Source organism: Frigoribacterium sp. CFBP 13707 (assembly GCF_014842245.1).
Taxonomy (GTDB): domain Bacteria; phylum Actinomycetota; class Actinomycetes; order Actinomycetales; family Microbacteriaceae; genus Frigoribacterium; species Frigoribacterium endophyticum.
The window spans coordinates 214,855-240,175 of the sequence record NZ_JACYVL010000002.1 but is presented as its reverse complement, the minus strand read 5'-3'; the positions used below and the strand labels follow the sequence as shown (position 1 = coordinate 240,175).

The 25,321-nt window shown below is 73.4% G+C and carries 22 protein-coding genes and 1 pseudogene; 13 read left to right on the top strand and 10 right to left on the bottom strand.

The genetic code is table 11. The annotated features are described in order from the left end of the window. Positions 1-103: 103 nt before the first annotated feature. From IFT45_RS04860 to IFT45_RS04830, 7 genes are all read right to left on the bottom strand, one after another. On the bottom strand, positions 104-1,396 hold the full coding sequence (locus IFT45_RS04860; RefSeq protein WP_056053251.1) for a thymidine phosphorylase: 1,293 nt from the start codon (positions 1,394-1,396) through the stop codon (positions 104-106). Positions 1,397-1,506: 110 nt separating this feature from the next. Beyond that, on the bottom strand, positions 1,507-1,926 hold the full coding sequence (locus IFT45_RS04855) for a cytidine deaminase (protein WP_371741137.1): 420 nt from the start codon (positions 1,924-1,926) through the stop codon (positions 1,507-1,509). Next, a complete protein-coding gene (locus IFT45_RS04850; protein ID WP_056053248.1) occupies positions 1,923-3,212 on the bottom strand; it encodes an ABC transporter permease in 1,290 nt (429 codons plus the stop codon). The genes IFT45_RS04855 and IFT45_RS04850 overlap by 4 nt, the downstream gene beginning before the upstream one ends. Beyond that, complete coding sequence (locus IFT45_RS04845; RefSeq protein ID WP_192126979.1) at positions 3,209-4,486, bottom strand: ABC transporter permease; 1,278 nt, start codon at positions 4,484-4,486, stop codon at positions 3,209-3,211. Before IFT45_RS04845 ends, IFT45_RS04850 begins: the two co-directional genes overlap by 4 nt. Beyond that, on the bottom strand, positions 4,483-6,003 hold the full coding sequence (locus IFT45_RS04840) for an ABC transporter ATP-binding protein (protein WP_192126977.1): 1,521 nt from the start codon (positions 6,001-6,003) through the stop codon (positions 4,483-4,485). The genes IFT45_RS04845 and IFT45_RS04840 overlap by 4 nt, the downstream gene beginning before the upstream one ends. 118 nt (positions 6,004-6,121) lie before the next feature. Next, entirely contained in the window at positions 6,122-7,201 is a 1,080-nt protein-coding gene (locus tag IFT45_RS04835; protein ID WP_056053244.1) for a BMP family protein, read from the bottom strand. A 164-nt stretch (positions 7,202-7,365) separates the two neighbouring features. After that, positions 7,366-8,484 (bottom strand): mannose-1-phosphate guanylyltransferase, encoded by a 1,119-nt coding sequence (locus tag IFT45_RS04830; RefSeq protein ID WP_056053241.1) that lies wholly within the window; start codon positions 8,482-8,484, stop codon positions 7,366-7,368. A 134-nt stretch (positions 8,485-8,618) separates the two neighbouring features. Between IFT45_RS04830 and IFT45_RS04825 the strand changes: the two genes are divergently transcribed. From IFT45_RS04825 to IFT45_RS04805, 5 genes are all read left to right on the top strand, one after another. Then, positions 8,619-9,788, top strand: coding sequence for a glycosyltransferase family 1 protein (locus IFT45_RS04825; protein ID WP_056053238.1), 1,170 nt, complete (start codon positions 8,619-8,621; stop codon positions 9,786-9,788). A 149-nt stretch (positions 9,789-9,937) separates the two neighbouring features. Continuing rightward, a complete protein-coding gene (sdhC, locus tag IFT45_RS04820; RefSeq protein WP_082514271.1) occupies positions 9,938-10,399 on the top strand; it encodes a succinate dehydrogenase, cytochrome b556 subunit in 462 nt (153 codons plus the stop codon). 4 nt (positions 10,400-10,403) lie between these two features. Continuing rightward, positions 10,404-10,850, top strand: a complete 447-nt coding sequence (locus IFT45_RS04815; RefSeq protein ID WP_167258631.1) for a succinate dehydrogenase hydrophobic membrane anchor subunit — start codon at positions 10,404-10,406, stop codon at positions 10,848-10,850. Positions 10,851-10,926: 76 nt separating this feature from the next. Next, on the top strand, positions 10,927-12,735 hold the full coding sequence (gene sdhA / locus IFT45_RS04810; RefSeq protein WP_056053232.1) for a succinate dehydrogenase flavoprotein subunit: 1,809 nt from the start codon (positions 10,927-10,929) through the stop codon (positions 12,733-12,735). 2 nt (positions 12,736-12,737) lie between these two features. Then, a complete protein-coding gene (locus IFT45_RS04805; protein ID WP_056053230.1) occupies positions 12,738-13,493 on the top strand; it encodes a succinate dehydrogenase iron-sulfur subunit in 756 nt (251 codons plus the stop codon). A gap of 112 nt (positions 13,494-13,605) precedes the next feature. On the opposite strand, the gene IFT45_RS04800 is transcribed toward IFT45_RS04805, so the two are convergent. Together IFT45_RS04800 and IFT45_RS04795 are read right to left on the bottom strand one after the other, a co-directional pair. Continuing rightward, complete coding sequence (locus tag IFT45_RS04800) at positions 13,606-13,953, bottom strand: hypothetical protein (RefSeq protein WP_192126976.1); 348 nt, start codon at positions 13,951-13,953, stop codon at positions 13,606-13,608. Continuing rightward, positions 13,943-15,175 (bottom strand): DUF6177 family protein, encoded by a 1,233-nt coding sequence (locus IFT45_RS04795; protein WP_192126974.1) that lies wholly within the window; start codon positions 15,173-15,175, stop codon positions 13,943-13,945. Before IFT45_RS04795 ends, IFT45_RS04800 begins: the two co-directional genes overlap by 11 nt. Before the next feature lie 171 nt (positions 15,176-15,346). Between IFT45_RS04795 and IFT45_RS04790 the strand changes: the two genes are divergently transcribed. Continuing rightward, positions 15,347-16,264, top strand: coding sequence for a hypothetical protein (locus IFT45_RS04790; protein ID WP_192126972.1), 918 nt, complete (start codon positions 15,347-15,349; stop codon positions 16,262-16,264). A 97-nt stretch (positions 16,265-16,361) separates the two neighbouring features. Here IFT45_RS04790 and ptsP read toward each other — a convergent pair whose 3' ends face one another. Then, complete coding sequence (gene ptsP / locus IFT45_RS04785; RefSeq protein WP_192126970.1) at positions 16,362-18,011, bottom strand: phosphoenolpyruvate--protein phosphotransferase; 1,650 nt, start codon at positions 18,009-18,011, stop codon at positions 16,362-16,364. Between the two features lie 131 nt (positions 18,012-18,142). Here ptsP and IFT45_RS04780 point away from each other — a divergent pair, with 131 nt between their 5' ends. The 7 genes and pseudogenes from IFT45_RS04780 to IFT45_RS04750 all read left to right on the top strand — a co-directional run bounded on the left by IFT45_RS04780 (position 18,143) and on the right by IFT45_RS04750 (position 25,175). Next, entirely contained in the window at positions 18,143-19,261 is a 1,119-nt protein-coding gene (locus tag IFT45_RS04780; RefSeq protein WP_056053217.1) for a YihY/virulence factor BrkB family protein, read from the top strand. Positions 19,262-19,271: 10 nt separating this feature from the next. Next, positions 19,272-20,117, top strand: coding sequence for an exodeoxyribonuclease III (locus IFT45_RS04775; protein WP_056053214.1), 846 nt, complete (start codon positions 19,272-19,274; stop codon positions 20,115-20,117). Between the two features lie 25 nt (positions 20,118-20,142). Beyond that, a complete protein-coding gene (gene trpS / locus IFT45_RS04770; protein WP_192126969.1) occupies positions 20,143-21,195 on the top strand; it encodes a tryptophan--tRNA ligase in 1,053 nt (350 codons plus the stop codon). Between the two features lie 2 nt (positions 21,196-21,197). Further along, a complete protein-coding gene (locus IFT45_RS04765) occupies positions 21,198-21,899 on the top strand; it encodes a GNAT family N-acetyltransferase (RefSeq protein ID WP_192126967.1) in 702 nt (233 codons plus the stop codon). 29 nt (positions 21,900-21,928) lie between these two features. After that, complete coding sequence (gene ribD / locus IFT45_RS04760) at positions 21,929-22,930, top strand: bifunctional diaminohydroxyphosphoribosylaminopyrimidine deaminase/5-amino-6-(5-phosphoribosylamino)uracil reductase RibD (RefSeq protein WP_192127378.1); 1,002 nt, start codon at positions 21,929-21,931, stop codon at positions 22,928-22,930. A 56-nt stretch (positions 22,931-22,986) separates the two neighbouring features. After that, positions 22,987-23,604: pseudogene (gene ribA / locus IFT45_RS04755) on the top strand (GTP cyclohydrolase II); the annotation flags it as partial. Between the two features lie 224 nt (positions 23,605-23,828). Further along, positions 23,829-25,175, top strand: a complete 1,347-nt coding sequence (locus tag IFT45_RS04750) for an MFS transporter (protein ID WP_167258608.1) — start codon at positions 23,829-23,831, stop codon at positions 25,173-25,175. The last annotated feature ends 146 nt before the right edge of the window (positions 25,176-25,321 follow it).

Below are 25,321 nucleotides of genomic sequence, written 5' to 3'. Positions count from 1 at the left end.
ACCTACCCGTGCGCGGGCCCCCGACCCTGGACGACCACGGCGAGCCAGCCGGGCGCTCGTCGGGCACGCCCGGCGCACCGGCTGGACGCCGCCGGGACGGGCGTCAGGAGACGCGCTCGGCCACGATCGGGCCGCGGGTCGTCCGCTCGTCGCCGATGCTCCAGGCGCCCTGCACCGCCTCGAGCGCGCGCTCGAAGCGCGCGGGCTCGTCGGTGTGCAGCGTGAACAGGGGCTGGCCCGCCGTCACCGCGTCGCCCGGCTTCGCGTGCAGCTCGATGCCGGCCGCGGCCTGGACGGGGTCCTGCTTGCGGGCACGGCCCGCGCCCAGGCGCCAGGCGCCCACGCCGAAGGGCAGCGCCCGCTGCTCGGTGAGGTACCCGCTGCGCTCTGCCGTGACGACGTGCGTCTCGCGCGCGGTCGGGAGCGCCGCGTCCGGGTCGCCGCCCTGGGCGCGGATCATGGCCTTCCAGGCGTCCATCGCGCGGCCGTCGTCGAGCGCGGCCTCCACGTCGGCGTCGGGCTGGCCGGCGAGGGTCAGCATCTCGCGCGCCAGCGCGACCGTGAGCTCCCGGATGTCGGCCGGGCCGCCGCCGGCGAGGGTCTCGACGGACTCGCGCACCTCGAGGGCGTTGCCGATCGTCAGGCCGAGCGGCACGTTCATGTCGGTGAGCAGGGCGGTCGTCGCGACCCCGGCGTCGGTGCCGAGGTCGACCATCGTGCGGGCGAGCAGGCGCGACTGCTCGATGTCCTGGATGAAGGCGCCCGAGCCGAACTTGACGTCGAGCACCAGGGCCGCCGTGCCCTCCGCGATCTTCTTGCTCATGATCGACGACGCGATGAGGGGGATGCACTCCACGGTGCCGGTGATGTCGCGGAGCGCGTACAGCTTGCCGTCGGCCGGGGCGAGGCCCGAGCCGGCCGCGCAGACGACCGCGCCGGTGTCGGCCATGATCTCGCGCATCCGCTCGTTCGAGATCGACGCCTGCCAGCCGGGGATCGACTCGAGCTTGTCGAGCGTGCCGCCCGTGTGGCCGAGGCCGCGGCCCGAGAGCTGCGGCACGGCGACGCCGAACGAGGCCACGAGCGGGGCGAGCGGCAGCGTGATCTTGTCGCCCACTCCCCCGGTCGAGTGCTTGTCGACGGTGGTCTTGCCGAGGCCGGCGAAGTCCATCGTCTCGCCGCTGCGGATCATGGCCAGGGTCATGTCGCGGATCTCGCGGCGCTCCATCCCGTTGAGGAAGATCGCCATCGTCAGCGCCGACATCTGCTCGTCCGCCACGTACCCGCGGGTGTAGGCGTCGATCAGCCAGTCGATCTGCGCGGTGCTGAGGGCGCCCGAGCCGCGCTTGACGCGGATCAGGTCGACGGTGTCGAAGGGCTCGACGGTGGTGGTCATGGGGTCTCCTCAGCGGTGGCGGCGTCGTTCCGGAGGTGTCTCGCCGGCCCCGGAACGACGCCGGACGGAGGGCGGGGGCGAGGAGGCGCGGTGCACGCCCCGAGGGGCGCCTACGCCTGCGAGGCGCGGAACTCCTCGAGCTGGCGCGGCCCGAACGCGTCGGGGATGACCTCGTCGATCGTGCGGAAGCCCGAGACGGTGTCGAGCACCATGGAGGCGTCGGAGTGCTCGTAGAGCAGCTGCCGGCAGCGGCCGCAGGGCATCAGGACGTCGCCGTTGCCGTCGACGCAGGCGAAGGCGACGAGTCGCCCCCCGCCGCCCATGACGAGGTCGGTGACGAGGGAGCACTCGGCGCAGAGCGTGATGCCGTACGACGCGTTCTCGATGTTGCAGCCCGAGACGAGCCGGCCGTCGGTCGTCAGCGCGGCCGCCCCCACGGGGAACTTCGAGTAGGGGACGTACGCCTTGGACATGGCCGCCCGGGCCGCGGCCCGGAGGGCCTCCCAGTCGGTGGACTCGACGACGCTCACGACTTCACGTAGGCCTTGCCGGAGGCGGCCGGGCCGCGGGACTGGCCGACGAGCCCCGCGACGGCGAAGATCGTCACGACGTAGGGCAGCATCAGCATGAACTCGCTCGGCACCGGGGAGCCGATGGCCCCGAGCACGTTCTGGAGGTTCGAGGCGAAGCCGAACAGCAGCGCCGCGAGCGTGGCCTTGATCGGGTCCCACCGGCCGAAGATCACGGCGGCCAGGGCGATGAAGCCCGCCCCCGCCGTCATCTCCTTCTGGAAGTTGCCCAGCGAGCCGAGGGTGAAGTACGCCCCGCCCAGGCCGGCGATGGCACCGGCGAGGGAGACGTTCCAGAACCGGGTCGCGTTGACCTTGATGCCCACGGTGTCGGCGGCCTGCGGGTGCTCGCCGACGGCGCGGAGGCGCAGCCCCCACCGGGTGCGGAAGAGCCCGTAGAAGACGACGGCGATCGCGACGTACATCAGGTAGACGATGATCGTCTGGCGGAAGAACACCGGCCCGATGATCGGGATCTGGCTCAGGCCGGGGATCGGCAGCTGCGGGAAGCGGACGCCCTCGTTGAGCGCCTCCGACTTCGTGAGCACCTGTGAGTACAGGAAGCTCGTGAGGCCCGTGACGAGCACGTTGAGCACGACGCCGACGATCACCTGGTCGACGATGTAGCGGATGCTGAACACCGCGAGGACCATCGAGACGAGCACGCCCGCGACCATGGCCGAGGCGAGGCCGACGACGGCCGACCCGGTGGCCGAGGCCACCACGGCCGAGACGAAGGCGCCGGCCAGCAGCTGCCCCTCGATCGCGACGTTCACGACGCCGACCCGCTCCGAGATGACGCCGCCCAGGGCGCCGAAGATGAGCGGCGTGCTGAGCGCGAGGGCCCCGAGCAGGAGGCCCGGCACGGGGATCGTCGCGTCGGCGCTCGTCCAGGTGAGGAAGGCGACGAGGAAGACCACGCCGAACACGCTGACCAGCCAGATCGGCACGCGCGCGGCGCGGACGGCCAGGAGGAACGCGCCGACGGTCAGCAGCACCAGCACGACGGTGAGGACGACGCCCGTCGCGGCGGACGGCAGCACCGCGTCGGGCAGGGCGAAGAAGTCGGTGGGCGTCGAGAGGCGGAAGGTGCTCCGGCCCTCCCGCTGCAGGCCGACGAAGAGCACGACGGCGATGACCGAGAAGACCGCGAACGCGATCGGGGCCTTGAAGCTGCGCGTGACGGCGCGGGCGAGGCCGGGCGTGGGCGCGGCGGGAGCCGCGACGTCGGGGGTGAGGGTGCTCACTTGGTGACCACCGCCTCCTTCTTCGAGGCGCGGGGGGCCCTGCGGGCACCCGGCGCGGGCAGACGGAAGATGCTGCGGACGAGCGGCGGGGCCGCGACGAACAGCACGATCAGGGACTGCACGACGAGCACGATGTCGATCGGCACGCCGTTGGCCGCCTGCATCGAGTAGCCGCCGGCCTTGAGGGCGCCGAAGAGCACGCCGGCGCCGAAGACGCCCCACGGGCGCGAGCGACCGAGCAGAGCGACCGTGATGGCGTCGAAGCCGATGCCGGCGTCGATGCCCGCGGTGAAGCCCGTGGTCAGCGTGCCGAGCACCTGCGTCGAGCCCGCGACGCCCGCCAGCGCGCCGGAGATGAGCATGGCGTACAGGTAGATGTTCTTGACGTCCATGCCGGCCGTGCGGGCGGCGTGGGGGTTCTCGCCCACCGCGCGGAACCGGAACCCGAGCGTCGACCGGTTGATCAGCCACCAGACGACGGCGGTCACGACGATCACCAGGATGAAGCCCCAGTTGAGGTTGTAGCGGGCCCCGAAGAGGTCGGGCAGCACGGCGCTCGGGAGCGTGGCGGGCGACTTCGGGTTCGGGCTGCCCGGGGCCTGCAGGAGGCCCGGCGTGCGCAGGGCGAACGAGATCAAGTAGAAGGCGATGTAGTTGAGCATGATCGTGAGGATCACCTCGTGCGCGCCCGTCCTGGCCTTCAGCAGGCCGACGAGCCCGCCCCACACGGCTCCGCCGGCGATGCCGGCCAGGAGCGCGAGGGGCAGGTGGACCGCGAGCGGCAGGTCGAACGAGAAGCCGACCCACCCCGCCGCTCCGGCCGCGACGAGCATCTGGCCGCGGGCACCGATGTTGAAGAGGCCGACCCGGAAGGCGAGGGCGACGCCGAGACCGGCCGCGATGAGCGGCACCGAGTAGTTGAGCGTCTCGGTGAGCGGGCGGATCCCGGCGGCGAAGCCGTCGACCCGGAAGTTGTAGACCGCGCCCTGGAAGAGCGACGAGTACGCCCCGCCCACCGTCCGGCCGAAGGCCTGGAAGAAGTCGGTCGGCCGCGACGCGAAGTACCCGAGGGTCGACTGGACCGTGGGGTCGGTGAAGCCGATCAGCAGGCCCGAGACGACGAGGGCGAGCACCACGGCGAGGACCGAGATGGCCGCGTTGCCGGTCGTGATCTCCCGCAGGAGGCGCGACCCGCGCGAGTCGTCCGGTCGCGTCTCCGGGGCGGCCGGGCCGCCTGCCGGGGTCGGGGTGGTCGTGGTGCTGGCGTCGCTCACGCTGCCTGCTCCGTTCCGTGCGGCGTCTCGCCGGCCATCATGAGCCCCAGCACGTCGCGGGGGGTGTCGGCGGGGACGATGCCGATGATCGAGCCGCGGTACATCACGGCGATGCGGTCGGCCAGGGCCACGACCTCGTCGAGCTCGGTCGAGACGACGATGACGGGCACGCCCTGGTCGCGCGTCTCGACGATGCGCTTGTGGACGAACTCGATCGACCCGACGTCGATGCCGCGGGTGGGCTGGGCCGCCACGAAGAGGCGCAGGTCGCGGCTCAGCTCGCGCGCGAGCACGACCTTCTGCTGGTTGCCGCCCGACAGGCGCCCGGCGGGCGTGGTGATGCCCTGGGTGCGGATGTCGAACTCCTGCACCTTCTCGACCGCGAAGGCGGCGAGCTCGGCGAGGCGCAGCGAGCCGCGCTTGACGAACGGCCCGGACTGCGAGCGGTCGAGCATGAGGTTCTCGGCGACGGTGAACTCGCCGACGAGGCCGTCCTCGTTGCGGTCCTCGGGGACGAAGCCGACCCCGGCGTCGAGCACGCGGCGGACGCTCAGCCCCGTGATGTCGCGCCCGTCGAGCGTGACGCGGCCCTCGACCCGGCCCTGGAGGCCGAGGATCGCCTCGGTGAGCTCGGTCTGGCCGTTGCCCTGGACGCCCGCGATCGCGAGCACCTCTCCGCGGCGCACCTCGAACGAGACGTCGTCGACGACGACCTGGCCGATGGGGTCGAGCACCCGGAGCCCCTCCACGACCAGGGCGGCCTCGCCCGGGACGGCGGGGGCCTTCTGGACGGTGAGCTCCACCGCGCGGCCGACCATGAGCGACGCCAGCTCGGCGTTGGTCGCCGTGGGCTCGGCCTCGCCGACCACCTTGCCGAGGCGGATCACCGTGATGCGGTCAGCGACCTCGCGCACCTCGCGGAGCTTGTGGGTGATGAAGACGATGCCCGTGCCGGCGTCGCGGAGCTGGCGCATGATGACCATGAGCTCGTCGGTCTCTTGAGGGGTCAGCACGGCGGTCGGCTCGTCGAAGACCAGGACCTCGGCGTCGCGCGAGAGCGCCTTGACGATCTCGACGCGCTGCTGCACGCCGACCGGGAGCTCCTCGACGACGGCGTCGGGGTCGATGTCGAAGCCGAAGCGCCGGGAGATCTCGCGCACCTTCGCGCGGGCGGCCTGCAGGTCGAGCCGCCCGCCGGGGCGGGTCTCCTCGTGGCCCAGCATCACGTTCTCCGCCACCGTGAACACGGGGACGAGCATGAAGTGCTGGTGGACCATGCCGATGCCCGCCGCCATGGCGTCGCCGGGGCCGGAGAACCGCTGGACGACGTCGTCGAGCAGGATCTCGCCCTCGTCGGCCTGGTACAGGCCGTAGAGCACGTTCATGAGCGTGGACTTGCCGGCGCCGTTCTCACCGAGGAGGGCGTGGATCTCGCCCGGCTCGACGGTGAGGCTGATGTGGTCGTTGGCGGTCAGTGCGCCGAATCGCTTGGTGATGCCCTGGAGCTCGAGCTTCATCTCGTCAATCTACCTCGGGTGTAGGCGTGGGAAGGGCCCGGCCGAACGGTGGAGACCGTCCGGACCGGGCCCTCGATCAGGCAATGCTAGACGATGCCTGAGGGGGTGCCGGCTCGGCTCAGCTGAGGGCCGAGGGCGACTCGACCTCGATCGAGCCGTCGATGATGCCGGCCTTGATCGTGTCGAGCTCGTCCTGGAGCCCGGCGTCGACCTTGTCCTCGTAGTCGTGGAACGGAGCGATGCCCACGCCGTCGTTCTCGAGGGTGCCCACGTAGGGCTCGTTCGAGAACGAGCCGTCGGCCGACTGGGTCACGACGTCGTTCGTGGCCTGCTTGATGCCCTTGAGCACCGAGGTCAGGAACAGGTCGCTGTTGGCGCTGTCGGTCTCGTAGGTGTCGGAGTCGGCGCCGACCAGGACGACGTCCGAGCCGGAGTCGCGGATGGCCTCGGCGGCGCTCTGGTAGATCGGGCCGCCGACGGGCAGGATGACGTCCGCACCCTGGTCGATCAGGGTCTGGGCGCTCTGCTTGGCCGTGGTGCCGGCCTCGAAGCCGCCGGTGAAGGTGCCGGTCTGCGACGCGACGTCCCAGCCGACGACCTTGACGTCGGCGCTCTTCTGCTCGTTGTAGTACTCGACGCCGTCGGCGAAGCCGTCCATGAAGATGGTGACGGTCGGGAACTGCATGCCGCCGAAGGTGCCCACGGTGCCGCTCTTCGAGTAGCTCGCCGCGGCGTAGCCGGCGAGGAAGGCCGCCTCCGACGTGTTGAACGTGATCGGCTTGACGTTGTCGGCGGTGATCGACGCGTCGTCGATGGTGGCGTAGTTCACGCCGGCGTTGGCCTCGGCCGCCGTCTTCGTGGCGTCGGCGAGGGCGAAGCCGACCGTGACGATCAGGCCGCAGCCCTGGTCGGCGAGGTTCGAGAGGTTGGCGTCGTAGACGGTCTCGTCGGCCGACTCGACGGTCTTGGCCTCGGCGCCCGCGGTCTCCGCGGCCTCGGTCAGGCCCTCGTAGCCCAGCTGGTTGAACGACTTGTCGTCGAAGCCGCCGGCGTCGGACACCATGCAGGGCACGAAGTCGCTGGAGCTGCCGCCCGCGGCGTCGTCGCTCTCGGGAGCCGAGGCACAGCCGGCCAGGATGGCGACGGTGCTCGCCAGGGCGAGGCCGCCGAAGACGGCCCTGCGCGCAGTTGTAGTCAAGTTGTCCTCCAAGGTGCTGCCCGGCACGAGACGCCGGGCACGTATGGCGACAGGTTACCTACTGCGCGGAGCCCCTCCGACCGCTCCGGGAGAGTGAGACCGAGGCGTTACACGACCGCGACCGTCGCGTAACGGGCCCGTAACAGGACAGCCCGGTCGGGCCGTCAGAGGACGTCGCTGCGGCCGCTCAGCTTGAGGGCGTCGACGACCGACTTGACGCGCTGCGCGTTCGCCGTCGTGGTGACCAGGAGGGCGTCCGGGGTGTCGACCACGATGATGTCGTTCACCCCGATCAGCGAGATGAGCCGGCCGCTGTGGCCCACGACGATGCCGCTGGAGGCGTCCGAGAGCACCCGGGCGTTCTCGCCGAGGATGGCGAGGTCGCTCTTGCGCCCGCCGGAGTGCAGCTTCGCGATGGACGCGAAGTCGCCGACGTCGTCCCAGTCGAAGGTCCCCGGGATGACCGCGAGGCGGCCGGCCGCGGCGGCGGGCTCCGCGACGGTGTAGTCGATCGCGATCTTCTCCAGGCCGGGCCAGATCCTGTCGACGGCGGCTCCTCGACGAGGGGTGTCCCAGGCCTCGGCGAGCTCCTCCAGGCCCGCCAGGAGCTCCGGCCGCGTCTCGCCGAGCTGCTCCAGGAGGCGGTCGGCCCGGGAGATGAACATGCCGCCGTTCCAGAGGTAGTCGCCCCCCGCGACGTACCCCTCCGCCGTCTCGAGGTCCGGCTTCTCGACGAACGACTCGACGCGGAGGGCGCTCGGCGCCCCGTCGACGGCCAGCGCGGCGCCGGCGTGGATGTACCCGAAGCCGATGGCCGGCTCGGTCGGGGTGATCCCGATCGTGGTGATCCAGCCCGCGTCGGCGGCCACGATGGCCTCGCCGACGGCGCGCTGGAACCCCCGGATGTCGGAGATGACGTGGTCGGCGGCGAACGAGCCCACGATCACGTCGGGCTCCCGGCGGCGGAGGACGGCCGCGGCGAGGCCGATGGCCGCCGTGCTGTCCTTCGGCTCGCTCTCGAGGACGACGTTGTGGTCGGCGAGGGCGGGCAGCTGCGCCTCGACCGCCGCCCGGTGAGCCCGCCCGGTGACCACCATGATGCGCTGCTCCCCGGCGAGGGGCGCGAGGCGGTCCCAGGTGGCGCGGAGGAGGGTCGACCCGCTGCCCGTGAGGTCGTGGAGGAACTTCGGGGCGTCGGCCCGGCTGAGCGGCCACAGCCTCGACCCGATGCCGCCGGCGGGGATGATGCTGTAGAAGCGCTCGACGCTCTCGGGCTGTGTCATGTCCGCCACCTTAGCGAGGGCCCCGGCCGCGACTCCCCGCGTTCACGCGACCGCCACCGCGGGGCCACGGCGCGGCCGCGGTCCGGCCACGCCGCCCGCGGAGCCTGGGAGGACGCCGAGCCGAGGAGGTCCCCATGAGGGTCGCCATCGTGACCGAGAGCTTCCTGCCCACCGTCAACGGGGTGACGACGAGCGTGCTGCGGGTGCTCGACCACCTGGAGCGACGCGGCCACGAGGCCATCGTCATCGCTCCCGCGGGCCGGGGCCACGACTCCTACGGCCCCGCCAGGGTGCACCGCGTGCCCAGCGTGGCGTACCGGCAGTTCCCCGTCGGGCTGCCCTCGCCGGTCGTCGCGGGCGCCCTCGCGGACTTCTGCCCCGACGTCGTCCACGTCGCCTCCCCCTTCCTCCTCGGCGGTCACGCGATCGCGGCGGCGGCCCGCCTCGGGCTGCCGAGCGTCGCGGTCTTCCAGACCGACGTCGCCCGCTACGCGAGCACGAGCGGCCTCGGCCCCGTCACCGCCGCGGTCGCCTGGCGCCTGGTCCGTCGACTGCACGAGCAGGCCACCGTCACCCTGGTGCCGTCGTCGGCCTCGCTGCGCGACCTGCGCCGCGCCGGGGTCGACCGGCTCGCGACCTGGGGCCGCGGCGTCGACTCGGTGCGCTACCACCCGAACCGGCGCGGCACGGGCGGGTCCGCCGCCTTCCGCGCGGCGGTCGGCGCGGCCCCCGGGGAGGCGCTGGTCGGCTACGTGGGACGCCTCGCCCCCGAGAAGCAGGTCGAGCGGCTCGCGGCCCTGCACCGCACGCCCGGCACCCGCTTCGTCGTGGTCGGCGACGGCCCGGCGCTGCCGTCGCTGCGGCGGCGGCTCCGCCACCTCGACCCCGTGTTCACCGGGGCGCTCCACGGCGACGAGCTGGCGGACGCCTACGCGGCGCTGGACGTCTTCGTGCACACCGGCGTCACGGAGACCTTCGGGCAGACGGTCCAGGAGGCGCACGCGAGCGGGACGCCGGTCGTGGCCCCCGCCGCGGGCGGGCCCCTCGACCTCGTCCGGCACGGCGTCGACGGGTTCCTGGTCGACCCCCTGCACGACCACTCGCTCCGCCGGGCCGTCCGGCTCCTGGTCGACGACCCGGCCCTCCGGGCACGGTTCGGGGAGGCGGGGCGCCGCGCCGTCGTCGGCCGCACCTGGGAGCGCCTCGGGGACGAGCTGCTCGGGCACTACGCCGACGCGGTGGCGGCTCCGGCGGTGCCGACCCGCGCCTCCGCCCGGGCCCGGCAGCTGTCGGCGACGAGCTGACCGTCTCTCGACATCGAACTAGTTAGGGCAGCCTCGGCAGCGGTGCCCACCGCGCGTTCCGTATGCTCGGGGTGTTCTGAGAACACACGGTGGACACGGCTGTCCTCCCTGACCACAGCCGACCGCCCCAGCCGCGAGGAGGGCAGCTCATGGCCGAGCAGTCGACGGGAACACTGGCGTCACCGGGCACGCCCTCGGGGCGACCGGGTGCACCCACCATCAGCGAGCCGCAGCGCGCCAAGCGCTTCCAGGGCACGCTCTACCGCGGCCGTGAGGGCATGTGGTCGTGGGTCCTGCACCGGATCACCGGCGTCAGCATCTACTTCTTCCTCCTCGTGCACATCCTCGACACGGCGCTGGTGCGGATCAGCCCCGAGGCCTACGACGCGGTCATCGGCACGTACAAGAACCCGGTGATGGGGCTCGGCGAGACCGGCCTGGTCGCCGCCATCCTCTTCCACGCCCTCAACGGCCTGCGCATCATCCTCATCGACTTCTGGAGCGCCGGCACCAAGCACCAGCGCGTCATGTTCTGGGTCGTGATCGGCCTCTGGGCCGTGCTGATGCTCGGCTTCGCCCCCCGCCACCTCATGAACGTCTTCTCGGAGTAGAGCGATGACCACTGAGACCATCGAGGCCCCCCGGTCGGCCCGCACCGCCCAGCGCAGCACCAACTGGGAGAAGTGGGGCTGGATCTACATGCGCGCGAGCGGGCTCGTGCTCGTCGTGCTGATCTTCGGCCACCTCTTCATCAACCTGCTCGCGGGCGAGGGCGGCGTCAAGGCCATCGACTTCGCGTTCGTGGCGGGCAAGTGGGCCGACCCGTTCTGGCAGGTCTACGACACGCTCCTCCTCTGGCTGGCGCTGATCCACGGCTCGAACGGCATGCGCACGATCGTCAACGACTACGTGGGCCGCCCGACAACCCGCAAGGTCTTCCTCGGCGCCCTGGTCGTCTCCAGCGCCGTGCTGCTGCTGCTCGGCTCGCTCGTCATCTGGACCTTCGACCCCTGCCCCGCGGGCGCCCCGGCCGACCTCCTCCCGTCGATCTGCTCTCGCTGACCGTCGGCGGGCGCCGCGCCGACGCCCCACGACCGACCACCCCGTCCACCTGCACCACGTCCCACCTGGAAGCACCGTGACCACACCTGCACCCTCCGCCCAGAGCTCCGTCGTCGACGGCATCCACTACCACCAGCACGACATCGTCATCGTCGGCGCCGGCGGGGCGGGGATGCGCGCGGCCATCGAGGCCGGGCCGAACGCCAGCACGGCGGTCATCTCGAAGCTCTACCCCACGCGCTCGCACACCGGCGCCGCCCAGGGCGGCATGGCCGCCGCCCTCGCTAACGTCGAGGACGACAACTGGGAGTGGCACACCTTCGACACGGTCAAGGGCGGCGACTACCTCGTCGACCAGGACGCCGCCGAGATCCTCGCGAAGGAGGCGATCGACGCCGTCCTCGACCTCGAGAACATGGGCCTGCCCTTCAACCGGACGCCCGAGGGCAAGATCGACCAGCGGCGCTTCGGCGGGCACACGGCCGAGCACGGCAAGAGCCCCGTCCGTCGCGCCTGCTACGCGGCCGACCGCACCGGCCACATGATCCTGCAGACGCTGTACCAGAACTGCGTCAAGCACGGCATCGAGTTCTTCAACGAGTTCTACGTCCTCGACCTGATCATGGGCGAGGTCGACGGGGTCGAGCGGCCCGCCGGGGTCGTCGCCTACGAGCTGTCGACCGGTGAGCTCCACGTCTTCCAGGGCAAGGCCGTGATCTTCGCGACCGGCGGCTTCGGCAAGATCTACAAGACGACCTCGAACGCGCACACGCTGACGGGCGACGGCGTGGGCATCATCTGGCGCAAGGGCCTGCCGCTGGAGGACATGGAGTTCTTCCAGTTCCACCCGACCGGCCTGGCCGGGCTCGGCATCCTCCTCTCCGAGGCCGCCCGCGGCGAGGGCGCCATCCTGCGCAACAGCGAGGGCGAGCGCTTCATGGAGCGCTACGCGCCCACCATCAAGGACCTCGCGCCGCGCGACATCGTGGCGCGCTGCATGGCCACGGAGATCCGCGAGGGCCGGGGCGGCGGGCCGCACAAGGACTACGTCTACCTCGACATCACGCACCTCGACCCGGCCGTGATCGACGCGAAGCTGCCCGACATCACCGAGTTCGCCCGCACCTACCTCGGCGTCGAGCCCTACACCGAGCCCGTGCCCGTCCTGCCCACGGCGCACTACGCCATGGGCGGCATCCCCACCAACGTCCACGCCGAGGTGCTGCGCGACAACACGACCGTGGTGCCCGGGCTCTACGCCGCGGGCGAGTGCGCCTGCGTCAGCGTGCACGGCTCGAACCGGCTCGGCACCAACTCGCTGCTCGACATCAACGTCTTCGGCAAGCGCGCCGGCAACAACGCCGTCGAGTTCGTCAGGACGGCCGAGTTCGTGCCGCTGCCGGACGACCCGGCGGGCTTCGTGCGGGGCCTCGTCGACGACGTGCGGGCCGCCACCGGCACCGAGCGCATCGCGACCCTCCGCAAGGAGCTGCAGGACAGCATGGACCGCAACGCCCAGGTGTTCCGCACGGAGGAGACCCTCGACGAGGTCACCCACGTGATCGCCGACCTGCGCGACCGCTTCAAGAACATCTCCGTGCAGGACAAGGGCAAGCGGTTCAACACCGACCTGCTCGAGGCGATCGAGCTGGGCTTCCTGCTCGACCTCGCCGAGGTCGTCGTCTACTCGGCCCGCTCCCGCCAGGAGAGCCGCGGCGGGCACTTCCGCGAGGACTACCCGACGCGCGACGACGAGAACTGGCTGGTGCACACGATGGCCTACCTCACCGGCGACGCCCACTCGTCGCTGGCGGGCGACCACATCCGCCTCGACACCAAGCCCGTCGTGATCACGAACTACCAGCCGATGGAACGGAAGTACTGAGCATGAGCACCGCTGTCCTCGAGAACGCCCCCACCGGCGCCGACGCGATCCCCACCTTCACCGCCACCCTGATCATCCGACGGTTCGACCCGGACGTCGACACGGAGCCGCGCTGGCAGGACTTCGACGTCGAGGTGCTGCCCACCGACCGCGTCCTCGACGCCCTGCACCAGATCAAGTGGGAGCAGGACGGCTCGCTGACCTTCCGCCGCTCGTGCGCCCACGGGGTCTGCGGCTCCGACGCGATGCGCATCAACGGTCGCAACCGGCTCGCCTGCAAGACCCTGATCAAGGACCTCGACATCACCCAGCCGATCTACGTCGAGGCGATCAAGGGGCTGCCGCTCGAGAAGGACCTCGTCGTCGACATGGAGCCCTTCTTCCAGTCGTACCGCGAGATCCAGCCGTTCCTGATGGCCTCGTCGAAGCCGGAGAAGGAGCGGATCCAGAGCGCCACGCAGCGCGAACGGTTCGACGACACGACCAAGTGCATCCTCTGTGCCGCGTGCACCTCGAGCTGCCCCGTCTTCTGGACGGACGGCCAGTACTTCGGCCCCGCCGCGATCGTCAACGCGCACCGTTTCATCTTCGACTCGCGCGACGAGGGCGCCCAGGTGCGCCTGGACATCCTCAACGACAAGGAGGGGGTGTGGCGCTGCCGCACCACCTTCAACTGCACCGAGGCGTGCCCCCGCGGCATCCAGGTGACCCAGGCGATCGCCGAGGTCAAGCAGGCCGTCCTGCGCGGGCGGGCCTAGCCTCCGTCGGCACCGCCCTCCGACGACGAGAGGCCCGGACTCCCCCAGGGGGTCCGGGCCTCTCGTCGCGCCGGGCGACCGTCGATCGCCAGGGGCAGGCTGACGGGGCGGCTCAGTCGTCCTCGACGATGCACGTCGCGTCGAGCCCGAGCGCCAGGCGCAGGGCCACGGAGACCCCGGCCTCGCCGGCGTCGGCCAGGGGCGCCACGGCGTCGACCCAGAAGACCGGGAGGCGCACCTCGGGAGGGTGCGGCAGCAGCCGCTCGATCTCCCCCGCCGTCGTGAGCTCCCGCGCGCCCCACACGGTGAGGAGGGGCTCGCCGCCCTCCGCGAAGACCTGCAGCGCGTCGCCGTCGTCGATCTCGCGCACGCCGTACGACTCGTCGACGGCCCGCGCGGCCGTGGCGAGGTCGAGGGCGTCGGGGACGGTGGGGCTCAGGATCGTGATGTCACGGGGCACCGGGGGGCGTCTCCTCGTCGTCGTCGTCGTCGTGCTGCTCGTCGTCGTCGTCGACCTCGCCCTCGCGGGGGCGGCCGGCCCCCGCGACGCCGACGGCGCCGTCGACGGCGCTCTCGTGCAGGAGGTCGGCCTCGGCGAGGTCCTCCTCCCACGCCTGCAGCAGGGGGGTGGCGACCATGGTGGCGAGACGCTCGGGCCCGACGGCGTCGAGGGTGTCGTGGAGGGCGTCCCAGCCGGAGGTGCTCGCGTCGCCGAGCGGGACGACGTAGGCGGGCAGCCGCGGCCGACCGACGACGACCACCGGCCGCGTCGAGGGGAGGGCGGACAGCTCGAGGCCCAGCCGCTTCACGGAGGGCGCGCCGATGAGGAGCGCGACCGGGTTCGGCGGCGGGTAGGTCTTCGCCCGCACGCAGCGGTCGACGTCGCCCTCCCGCGCCACGACGAGCGCGAACGTGGGCAGCGACGACCCGGCGATGTCGGAGAGCGCCTCGGTGAGGCGCGAGATCGCGGCGTCGAGGGCGCGTCGGGCGTCCGCCTCGGCCCCCTCGGAGCCCCCGGCGGCGGTCTCGACGACGGGCACGTCGATGGTGACGGCGGTGGTCTCCTCGATGCCGTGCTCGGTCACCCGGGCGGTCACGGTACCCGAGAGGCGAGGGCCCTCGACGACGACCCGGACGGTCTCGGGGGCGGCGTGGCGCGCGTGCTGCGTGAGGACCCAGCGGTCCCAGTCGTGGAGGAGGGGCTCGGAGCTGCCCCAGGACGCGGGGCCGGTGCCGGAGACGGCCGTCCCGAGGGCCTCGAGCGCGCCTCCCAGGCTGGTGTCGTGGGAGGCGCGGTGCAGCACCGTGAGGTCGACGCTGAGCTGGGCGGTGGTGCCGACCGCAGCCGGCACGTCGACCGGGACGACCGGCGCGAGGGGGTCCTCCTGGGGCCGGCCGGCCGCGTCGACGTCGGCGTAGGGCAGACCGGTCAGCCCGTCGCGCAGGGCCCCGGCGTCGTCGTGGACGGCCCAGGTGCCGCCGGCGTCGACGAGCGCGGCGCGCACGCCGACGGTCAGCCGCGACCGGTCGCTCGTGACGAGCACGACGCGTCGTCGGCTGCGGCGACGCGAGAGGAGGTCGGCGAAGGGCGCGCTCAGCCGCACGACCCGGGCCCGGCTGTCGACCCGGACGACCTGCGCGGTGACCGCGTCGACCATCGGGTGTCGGATAGGGGTGCCCACGGGGACAGTCTGCTCCACGCCCCTGCGCGCTGACCGGAACGAGCCCGGCGTCCTCCGGATCAGGGCACGGCCCCGCCCGGGCGCATATGCTTCTCGTGCCGTCCTGCCGGGCACCGCCCCGTCGTCGGCACCGCCCCCGATCACCGACCACGACCGAGAGGCCGCGCCGACATGGACGTCCCCCGCCAGCAGCAGCTCCAGAACGACATCGCCGAGCGCTTCGCCGCCAGCCTCGAGGGCACCGACTGGGCGGAGGCCACGCTCCAGCTGCTCGAGGTGGGCTCGGTCTCGCGCCTCTGGGTCGACGCCGTCGACGCCGCGGGCAGCAGCCGCACCGTCGGCACCGTGCCCGACGTCGTCGCCCTCGGCGGGCAGCTCCGCGAGGTGATGGCCGACCCGGAGAAGGGCGCCTGGTTCTCCCTCTCGCTCACCGTCTCGCGCGACGGGTCGTTCACCGCCCGCTTCAACCTCGACCGACGCGTCTGGGTGAACCCGGGCTCGCCCTTCGAGCCCGGCGACGCCGGGGTGCTGCCCTCGGACGCCGACTACGCCGCCGACCTCGAGCGGTTCCCGCGCGCGGAGCGCTACCGGCCCGAGTGGCTGCCGACCACCGCGGGAACGGGCGGCACGGCCTCCGCGACCACCGCCTCCGTCGCCCTGCCCGGCGCCCTCACGGCCCTCGAGGGCCGCTGGGGCTGGCCGGGCGTGCTCGAGAGCGTCGCGCAGCAGACGGCGACGGCACCGGTGTCGTCGGTGGCCGGAGCGACGCCGACCGGAGCGGAGGAGGGCGTGGCGACGGCCGACTCCCCCGTGCTCACCGTCGACCAGCTGGCCCCCCTCGTGCGCGAGGCCGTCGTCGCCGACGTGATCGCCCCGCACCGCGTCGCGACGCTGCTGCGCCTGCACGACGAGGCCGTCGCGGCCGGGCTGCTGCCCGGCGTCGAGGGTGCCGAGGCCGTCGACGGCGACCTGTCGCTCGAGGAGGCGCGGGTCGCGGCTCCGGAGCTCGTCGCGGCCGTCGAGGCCGCCGTCGGCCAGGTGGTCGACGCGGTCGTCGCCGCGCACCTGCAGCAGGCCGTCGAGGGCTGAGCCCGGGCGGACCGGACCCGGTCCGAGTCGGACCCGGTCCGAGCCGGACCCGGTCCGAGCCGGACCCGGCCGGCCTGGCCGGGCCGGCCCGTCGGGACTAGCCGGCGAGCGCCTCGGCGGCCTGACGGGCGCCGGCGGCCGTCGTCGCGTCGACCGCGGCGGCCGCGAGGGCCTTCGCCTGCTCGAGCGTGTGCTTCGACAGCTCGAGCCGGACGTCGGCCAGGGCGGCCGGCGTCATCGACAGGGTGGTCGCCCCGAGCCCGACGAGCACGACGGCGAGCAGCGGGTCGGCCGCCGCCTCGCCGCAGATGCCGACCGGCTTCGCGGCGGCTCGGCCGGCCTCGCCGAGGGTCGAGACCAGGCGGAGCACCGCCGGGTGCCACGGGTCCTGGTAGCTGGCGACCGAGCCGAGCATCCGGTCAGCGGCCAGCGTGTACTGCGTGAGGTCGTTGGTGCCGATGCTCACGAAGTCGGCGGTCTGCATCACCTGGTCGGCGAGGACGGCCAGGGAGGGCACCTCGGCCATGACGCCGACCGTGCGGAGGCCGAGCTCACGGCCGAGGGTGACGAAGTACTCGGTCTCCTCCGCGTCGCTGACCATGGGCGCCATGACCCAGAGGTCCGCCGTCGTGGCGGCCTGGGCCGCGGCGAGCGCCGTCAGCTGGTCGCGGAGGATCTGCTCCTTGACCCGCAGCGCCCGCAGGCCGCGGAGGCCGAGGGCGGGGTTCTCCTCGTGGGCGTCGTTGAGGAAGGCGAGGGGCTTGTCGGCCCCGGCGTCGAGGGCACGGACGACGACCTTGCGGCCGGGGAAGGCCTCGAGGAGGGCCGTGTAGCTGGCGGTCTGGCTCTCGACCGTCGGGGCCTGGCTCGCGCCGAGGAAGAGGAACTCCGTGCGGAACAGGCCCACGCCCTCGGCGCCGAGGGCGACGGCGCCCGCGGCCTCGTCGGGCGAGCCGAGGTTCGCGAGCAGCGGCACCGCGTGGCCGTCGGCGAGCGCGCCGTCGGTGAGCGGGGCGGCCGCGGCGGCCCGGCGGTCGGCGATGCGCTGCTCGGCGGCCGCCACCTCGTCGGCGGAGGGGTCGACGGTGACCACCCCGGAGACGGCGTCGGCGACGACGACGGTGCCGTCGACCAGGTCGAGGGCACCGGTCACGCCGACGATGGCGGGGATCGACTTGGAGCGGGCGAGGATCGCGGTGTGGGAGGTGGGGCCGCCGTCACGGGTGACGAGCGCGAGCACCTTGTCGAGGTCGAGCAGCGCCGTGTCGGCCGGGGCCAGGTCGGGAGCCACCAGCACGAAGGGCGTGTCGCTCTCGGGCACGCCCGGGGCGGGCACGCCGCGGAGGGCCGCGATCACGCGCTGGGCCACGTCGCCGAGGTCGGTCGCTCGCTCGGCCATGTAGCCGCCCATGCCGACGAGCATCTCCTGGAAGGCGCCGAAGGCCTCGAAGACCGCCCGCTCGCCGGTGACGCCGCCGTCGATGCGCTGCTCGACGTCGTCGACGAGGGTCGGGTCCTGGGCCATGAGCGCCTGGGCGTCGAGGACGTCCTTCGCCTCGCCGCCGGCCTTCTCGCCGCGGGCGGTCAGGTCGGCCGCGACGGCCTCGAGCGACTCGCGCACGCGGGCCAGCTCGGCGGACGCGTCGGCGGTGCGCGCCTCGGTGCCGGGTTCCGGCAGCGGCTCGGGCATCCTCAGGACGGGGCCGACGGCCACTCCACGTCCGACGCCAACGCCCTGTAGTGCCACGGTCGTACCTCTTCATGCTCGGGAGGGGACGGCGCACACGGGAGGGGCGGCGCCGCACGGTCGTCCACATCGTACGCGAGCGGGCCTGTCCGTCCGCGGCCCCCCGGCGCGCGGGCACCTACGCTGGGGGCATGCGCCGCCGACCCGACGACGAAGCGACCCCGCCCCCGCCCTCGGCCCCCGCCCCGGCGACGCCCGCGGGGCCCTCGGCGGCGGCCCGCCTGCTCGGGTCGCGCCTCGTCCGCGTGGTCGGGCGACACGTCGCCTCGAAGGGGCCGCTGCTCGCGGCCGGCCTCACCTACCAGGCGCTCTTCGCCCTCTTCTCGGCCCTCTGGGTCGGCTTCAGCGTGGCGGGCTTCGTCGTGGCCGGCGACGTCGTCCTCCGCGACGAGCTCGTCGTCTTCATCCAGTCGGCCGTGCCCGGCGTCATCAAGGACGACTCGGGAGCCGGCGTCGTGGAGCCGGGCGCCCTGATGAACGCCTCGGTGTTCGGCTGGACGGGCACCGTCGCGCTCGTCGGCCTGCTGTTCGGGTCCGTCCGCCTGTTCGGCAGCATGCGCGACTCCGTCCGCACGGTCTTCCGGGCCCCGACGCCGGCCCCGTCGCTGATCGTCCTCGTGCTGCGCGACCTGGCCCTCGCCGTGGCCTTCGGCGTGGCCGTCCTCGTCTCGGCGTCGATCTCCCTGCTGAGCACCACGGCGGTCACCTGGGGCCTGCACCTCGTCGGGCTCTCCACGGCCTCCCCGGCGTCCGTCGTGCTGCTCCGGGTCGTGGCGCTCGTCCTCGTGTTCGCGTTCGACACCGCGGTGCTCGTCGCGCTCTTCCGGGTGCTGGCCGGCCTGCACATCCCCGGCCGGCGACTCCTCGCGGGGTCGGCGCTCGGCGCGGCCGGCTTCGTGCTCATCACCTTCGTCGGCGGCACGCTGCTGCGGGCCGCGGGGTCGAACCCCCTCCTCGCCTCCTTCGCCGCGATCGTCGGCCTGCTGCTCGTCATCAACCTGCTCTGCCAGGTGCTGCTGCTCGCCGCCGCCTGGATCGCGGTCGGGCTTGACGACATCGGCGTGCGGGCCGACCCCCGCGAGGAGGCCGAGCGGCTGCGCCGCCTCGAGGAGGAACGGCTCGCCCAGGAGGCGCGGGTCGTCTCCGCCCCCCGGCGCGCGGCGTCGCGGGTGCGGGGCCTCGCCGCCCACGTCGCCCGGGCCGCCGGGTCGGTGCGGCGCCGAGGCGGCGACGTCGGCGGCCGCCGGTAGTCTCGTCGGCATGTCACAACGCCTCCGACTCGCGTCCGTCAACGTCAACGGCATCCGCGCCGCGTACCGCAAGGGCATGGGCGAGTGGCTGGCCGACCGCGACGTCGACGTGCTGACCCTGCAGGAGGTGCGGGCCACCACCGACGACCTCGAGGGCCTGCTCGGCCCCGAGTGGAACGTCATCCACCACCCCGCCACCGCGAAGGGCCGCGCCGGCGTCGCCATCGCGTCCCGCGGCGCCGCGGTGATCCACCGCGTCGAGCTCGGGCCGGACGACTTCGACAGCGCCGGCCGCTGGATCGAGGCCGACTACGACGTCGACGGCACGATCGTCACCGTCGTGAGCACCTACGTGCACTCGGGCGAGGTCGGCACCGAGAAGCAGGACGAGAAGTGGCGGTTCCTCGACGCGATGTCGGAGAGGCTCCCGCAGCTCGCGGCGCACTCCGAGCTCGCCGTCGTGACGGGCGACCTCAACGTCGGCCACCGCGAGCTCGACATCAAGAACTGGAAGGGCAACGTCAAGCGCGCCGGCTTCCTGCCCCGCGAGCGCGCCTACTTCGACCGCTTCTTCGGCGAGGCCGGCCAGCCCGTCGAGACCGTCGACGGCAGCGGCGGCACCGGCCTCGGCTGGGTCGACGTCGGGCGCCGCCTCTCGGGCGAGGTCGAGGGGCCCTACTCATGGTGGTCGTGGCGCGGCCAGGCCTTCGACAACGACACGGGCTGGCGCATCGACTACCACGTGGCGACCCCGGCCCTCGCCGAGCGCGCCTCGGGCTACACGATCGACCGCGCCGCGTCGTACGACAAGCGCTGGTCCGACCACGCCCCCGTCGTCGTCGACTACGACATCTGACCCGCACCGCCCCCACGAGGACACCATGACCACGCTCCCCCCCTCCCCCGCCCCCGCCCCGACCACGACGCCCGGGCAGAAGCCCCGCCTCTTCTCGGGCATGCAGCCGTCGGCCGACTCGCTGCACATCGGCAACTACGTGGGCGCCCTGCTGCAGTGGCGCGAGATGCAGTCGACGCACGACGCGCTCTTCTGCGTCGTCGACATGCACGCCATCACCGTGGCGCAGGAGCCCGCGACGCTCCGCGAGTCGACGCGTCGCACCGCGGCGCAGTACATCGCGGCCGGCATCGACCCCGAGCGCTCGACGCTCTTCATCCAGTCGCACGTGCCGGCGCACGCCCAGCTCGCGTGGGTGCTGAACACCCTCACCGGCTTCGGCGAGGCCAGCCGCATGACCCAGTTCAAGGACAAGGCGGCGAAGCAGGGCGCCGACACGGCCTCGCTCGGCCTCTTCGCCTACCCGACCCTCATGGCCGCCGACATCCTCCTCTACGGCGCCCACGAGGTCCCGGTCGGCGACGACCAGCGCCAGCACGTCGAGCTGACGCGCGACCTCGCGAACCGCTTCAACTCGCGCTTCGGCCCGACGCTCGTCGTGCCCGAGGCGGTCGTCCAGGCGGAGGGCGCCCGGGTCTACGACCTGCAGTCGCCCGAGTCGAAGATGAGCAAGTCGGCGGCCACCGAGGCCGGCGTGGTCTGGATGCTCGACGAGCCCAGCCGCACCGCGAAGAAGATCAAGTCGGCCGTGACCGACGCCGAGCGCGAGATCCGCTTCGACCGCGGCGCGAAGCCCGGGGTCTCGAACCTGCTGACCATCCTCTCCGCCTTCACCGAGACCCCCGTGGCCTCGCTGGAGGAGCAGTACGCGGGCCGCGGCTACGGCGACCTCAAGAAGGACGTCGCGGAGGCGGTGGTGGAGACGTTCACCCCGATCCGCGCGCGGGCGCTCGAGCTGCTCGACGACCCCGCCGAGCTGGACCGCGTGCTGGCCGGCGCCGCCGACCGGGCCGGCGAGATCGCCGAGGCGACCCTCGCCACCGTGTACGAGCGCATCGGGTTCCTCGCGAGGGCGTGACGGTGCGCGCGTTCACGCTCCGCTCGCCGCTCGTCGAGCTGCGAGCGCCCGACACGAGCGACGTCGAGGCGATCGTGGCGGCCTGCCACGACCCCGAGACCGTCCGCTGGACGACCGTGCCCACGCCCTACGACCGCTCCGACGCCGAGTTCTTCCTCGACCGGATCGTCGACCACGGCTGGGCCACGGGCCGCGAGATGACCTGGGGCCTCCGGGCCCCGGGGTCGTCCGAGCTCGTCGGCGTGGTCAGCGTGCGAACGGCGGGCCGCGACGTCGGTTTCTGGACGGCGCCGGCGGCCCGCGGCCGCGGCCTCATGACCGAGGCCGTGCAGCTCGTCGTCGACTGGGCCCTCGGCGAGGGCGGCCTGCCCGAGGTGCGCTGGGAGGCGCACGTCGGCAACGTCGCGTCGGCCGCGGTCGCCCGCCGGGTGGGCTTCCGGTACCTCGGGGCGGCCCCGGGCCTGCACCCGGGGCGCGACGGCGAGCACCCCCTGTGCTGGACGGCTCGGCTCGGCCCCGACGACGACCGCGAGCCGGCGCCGGGCTGGCCCGCGCCCCTCACCGGGGAATTCCCCGGTGCCGCGAGCGTTGGGTCGAGGGCCGACGCTCCCGTCGGGCCTGGCGACCGCCCTCACGTCGCGACCCCTGCCCCGGCACCGACGCCCCCTCCCGTCCCACCGACCGCTCCCCCGGAGACCCCGTGACCCTCGCCCCCGCCGTGCTCGAGACGGCCATGCGCCGCGCCCTCGAGCTGGCGGCCCGCGGCACGCTCCTCGGCGTGAACCCGCGGGTGGGCTGCGTGCTGCTCCGACCGGACGGCATCGTCGCTGCCGAGGGCTGGCACCGCGGCGCCGGGACGGCGCACGCGGAGGTCGACGCGCTCTCGCAGCTGGCGCCCGGCGAGGCCCGGGGCACGACCGCGGTCGTCACCCTCGAGCCCTGCGACCACACCGGCCGGACGGGGCCCTGCAGCGAGGCCCTGCTGGCGGCCGGCGTCGAGCGCGTCGTGTACGCCGTCGGCGACCCCGGCCGGGACTCCTCGGGAGGGGCCGACCGGCTCCGCGCCTCCGGCGTGGACGTCGTCCCGGGGGTGCTCGAGGCCGAGGGCCGCGAGTTCCTGCACCGCTGGCTCACGGCCGTCGAGCTGCGCCGCCCCTTCGTCACGCTGAAGTGGGCCTCGAGCCTCGACGGCCGCGTGGCCGCGGCGGACGGCTCCAGCCGCTGGGTCACCGGCGACGCCGCCCGCCTCGACGTCCACGCCCGACGGGCCGAGCACGACGCGATCCTCGTCGGCACGGGCACCGCCCTCGCCGACGACCCGTCGCTCACCGCCCGCGACGCCGACGGCGGACTGCTGCCCGAGCAGCCCCTGCCCGTCGTCGTCGGCGACCGCGAGCTGCCGGCCGGGGCGGCCCTGCACGCGCACCCGCGTGGGCTCGTCCGGGCGGCGACCCACGACCTCGCCGCCGTGCTCGACGACCTCTGGCGGCGTGACGTCCGGAGCGTCCTCGTCGAGGGCGGGCCCACCGTGGCGAGCGAGCTCGTCCGGCGCGGGCTCGTCGACGAGTACCTCGTCTACCTCGCCCCGACGCTGCTCGGCGGGCCCCGGACGGCGCTCGACGACCTCGGCGTCGACACCATCGACGACCAGCGCCGGCTGAGCGTCGTGAGCACCGCCGCGCTGGGCGACGACCTCCTCGTCGTGGCCCGCGCCCCGCACCGGAGGACCCCGTGACCGACACCCCCGCCGCCGACGCCCCCACCGCCAGGCCCGCGACCGCCCCCGCCGTCTCGTCGCAGGTGCGGTTCGAGGTCGAGACGACCGTCCCGACCAGCCACGGCACCTTCCGCATGCGCGCCTACGCCGACACCCTCACCGGGGCCGACCACATCGCGATCGTGGCGTCCGCCCCCGACGGCTCGCCGCCGCGCGACGGCGCCCTCGTGCGCGTGCACAGCGAGTGCCTGACGGGCGAGGCGTTCGGCTCGCTGAAGTGCGAGTGCGGGCCGCAGCTCGACGCCGCCCTCGACACGATCCACGCCCACGGCGGCGTCGTCGTCTACCTGCGCGGCCACGAGGGCCGGGGCATCGGCCTCGTCGCCAAGCTCCGTGCCTACCGGCTCCAGGAGGACGGCCTCGACACCCTCGACGCCAACCTCGCCCTGGGGCTCCCGGCCGACTCCCGCGACTACGGCGCGGCGGCCGACATGCTGCGCGACCTGGGCGTCACCTCGATCCGGCTGCTGAGCAACAACCCGGAGAAGCGCCGTCAGCTGGCGGCGCACGGGATCGCCGTCAGCGAGACGGTGCCGCTCGTCGTCGGCGTCGGCACGTTCAACGCCGGCTACCTCGACACCAAGCGCGACCGCATGGGCCACGAGCTGCCGGACGACCTCGCCGGAGCCTGAGCCCGGCGTCGACGACGGTCGTCGCCCAGCGTCCGCCACGACGCCGTCGCGGAGGTAAGCTGGGAGGACGCTGTCACGAGCAGCGCCCCGCACCACCGGCGACGTGCGCCCACCGAGCACCGCACCAGCCGCCTCCGACACCTGCAGCGCACACCTCGCGCCGGGCGTCGTCGAGGCCGTCGCCCGTCCGCACCCGCCGCCCTGCCTGCCGCTCCGGAGCCTCCATGTCTGCCAGCACCGTCGCCTCGTCGACGCCCCCCGCCCCTCCCGCCAACAAGCGCTCGCGCGTCATCGTCGCGAGCCTCGTCGGCACCTCCATCGAGTTCTACGACTTCTACGTCTACGCGACGGCCGCCGTGCTCGTCTTCCCGACCGTCTTCTTCGCGAACGACGACCCCGCCGTCGCGCGCCTCGCCTCCTTCGCGGTCTTCGGCGTCGCCTTCATCGCCCGCCCGGTCGGCTCGGTGATCTTCGGCCACTTCGGCGACCGCATCGGCCGCAAGGGCACGCTCGTCGCCTCCCTGCTCACGATGGGCGTCGCGACGGTGCTGATCGGCTGCATCCCCGCCGGCACCACGCCCGGCTGGGCCGTCGCCGGCCCGGCCTGCCTCGTCGTGCTGCGCTTCTGCCAGGGCCTCGGCCTCGGCGGCGAGTGGAGCGGCGCCGCCCTGCTGGCGACCGAGAACGCCCCCGCGAAGCGCCGGGCGATCTACGGCACCTTCCCGCAGCTCGGCGCCCCGATCGGCTTCATCATCGCCAACCTGCTGTTCGTCGTGCTCAACAGCACGCTCACCGAGGAGCAGTTCCTGAGCTGGGGCTGGCGCCTGCCCTTCCTCGCCAGCGCCGTGCTCGTCGTGATCGGGCTCTACGTGCGCTTCAAGCTCATCGAGACGCCGGCCTTCCAGAAGGTCGTCGACTCGGGCAACGTCGCGACCCTGCCGCTCGCGCGCGTGTTCTCGACGAGCTGGCGCCCGCTCATCCTCGGCACGTTCATCATGCTGGCGACCTACACGCTCTTCTACCTGATGACGACGTTCACGCTGACCTACGGCACCGCCCCGGCCGAGGGCGCGGCGCCGGGCCTCGGCATCGCGCGCAACCAGTTCCTCTGGATGCTCATCCTCGGCGTCGTGTTCTTCGGCGTGTTCACACTCGTCTCCGGTCCGCTGGCGGAGAAGTTCGGCCGGCGCGCCCTGCTGATCTGCGTCACCGCGGGCATCCTCGTCTTCGGCTTCCTCTTCGCCCCGCTCTTCGCGGCAGGAGCGCTCGGCGCCCAGGCGCTGCTCATCATCGGCTTCGTGCTCATGGGGCTGACGTTCGGGCCGATGGGCGCCGTGCTGCCCGAGCTGTTCCCGACCAGCGTCCGCTACACCGGCTCGGCCATCAGCTACAACGTCGCCAGCATCCTCGGCGCGGCCGTCGCGCCGTTCATCGCCGTGGCGCTGTGGCAGGCCGCCGGGGGCAGCACCTGGCTGGTGGGGCTGTACCTGTCGTCGATGGCGGTGCTGACGCTGATCGCCCTGCTGCTGAGCTCGGAGACCCGCGACGTGCAGTACGAGACCTCGAGCTGACGGGCCGCACCGCGCCTCCTGCACCACCCCGGCCCGCTCCCCTCGGGGGGGCGGGCCGTCGGCGTCCCCCGACAGGCGGCTCGCGGCCGCACGGCAGTACCCTCGACTCGGTGCCCGTGACCCCGGTCGCGTCGCGCCCACCGGTC

Excerpts from the sequence above, each read along its gene's own strand:
- IFT45_RS04860 (WP_056053251.1), bottom strand. The coding sequence starts at position 1,396 with ATGACCACCACCGTCGAGCCCTTCGACACCGTCGACCTGATCCGCGTC.
- IFT45_RS04840 (WP_192126977.1), bottom strand. The coding sequence starts at position 6,003 with ATGAAGCTCGAGCTCCAGGGCATCACCAAGCGATTCGGCGCACTGACC.
- IFT45_RS04830 (WP_056053241.1), bottom strand. The coding sequence starts at position 8,484 with ATGACACAGCCCGAGAGCGTCGAGCGCTTCTACAGCATCATCCCCGCC.
- IFT45_RS04825 (WP_056053238.1), top strand. The coding sequence starts at position 8,619 with ATGAGGGTCGCCATCGTGACCGAGAGCTTCCTGCCCACCGTCAACGGG.
- sdhC (WP_082514271.1), top strand. The coding sequence starts at position 9,938 with ATGGCCGAGCAGTCGACGGGAACACTGGCGTCACCGGGCACGCCCTCG.
- IFT45_RS04815 (WP_167258631.1), top strand. The coding sequence starts at position 10,404 with ATGACCACTGAGACCATCGAGGCCCCCCGGTCGGCCCGCACCGCCCAG.
- IFT45_RS04805 (WP_056053230.1), top strand. The coding sequence starts at position 12,738 with ATGAGCACCGCTGTCCTCGAGAACGCCCCCACCGGCGCCGACGCGATC.
- IFT45_RS04790 (WP_192126972.1), top strand. The coding sequence starts at position 15,347 with ATGGACGTCCCCCGCCAGCAGCAGCTCCAGAACGACATCGCCGAGCGC.
- IFT45_RS04780 (WP_056053217.1), top strand. The coding sequence starts at position 18,143 with ATGCGCCGCCGACCCGACGACGAAGCGACCCCGCCCCCGCCCTCGGCC.
- IFT45_RS04775 (WP_056053214.1), top strand. The coding sequence starts at position 19,272 with ATGTCACAACGCCTCCGACTCGCGTCCGTCAACGTCAACGGCATCCGC.
- trpS (WP_192126969.1), top strand. The coding sequence starts at position 20,143 with ATGACCACGCTCCCCCCCTCCCCCGCCCCCGCCCCGACCACGACGCCC.
- ribD (WP_192127378.1), top strand. The coding sequence starts at position 21,929 with ATGCGCCGCGCCCTCGAGCTGGCGGCCCGCGGCACGCTCCTCGGCGTG.
- IFT45_RS04750 (WP_167258608.1), top strand. The coding sequence starts at position 23,829 with ATGTCTGCCAGCACCGTCGCCTCGTCGACGCCCCCCGCCCCTCCCGCC.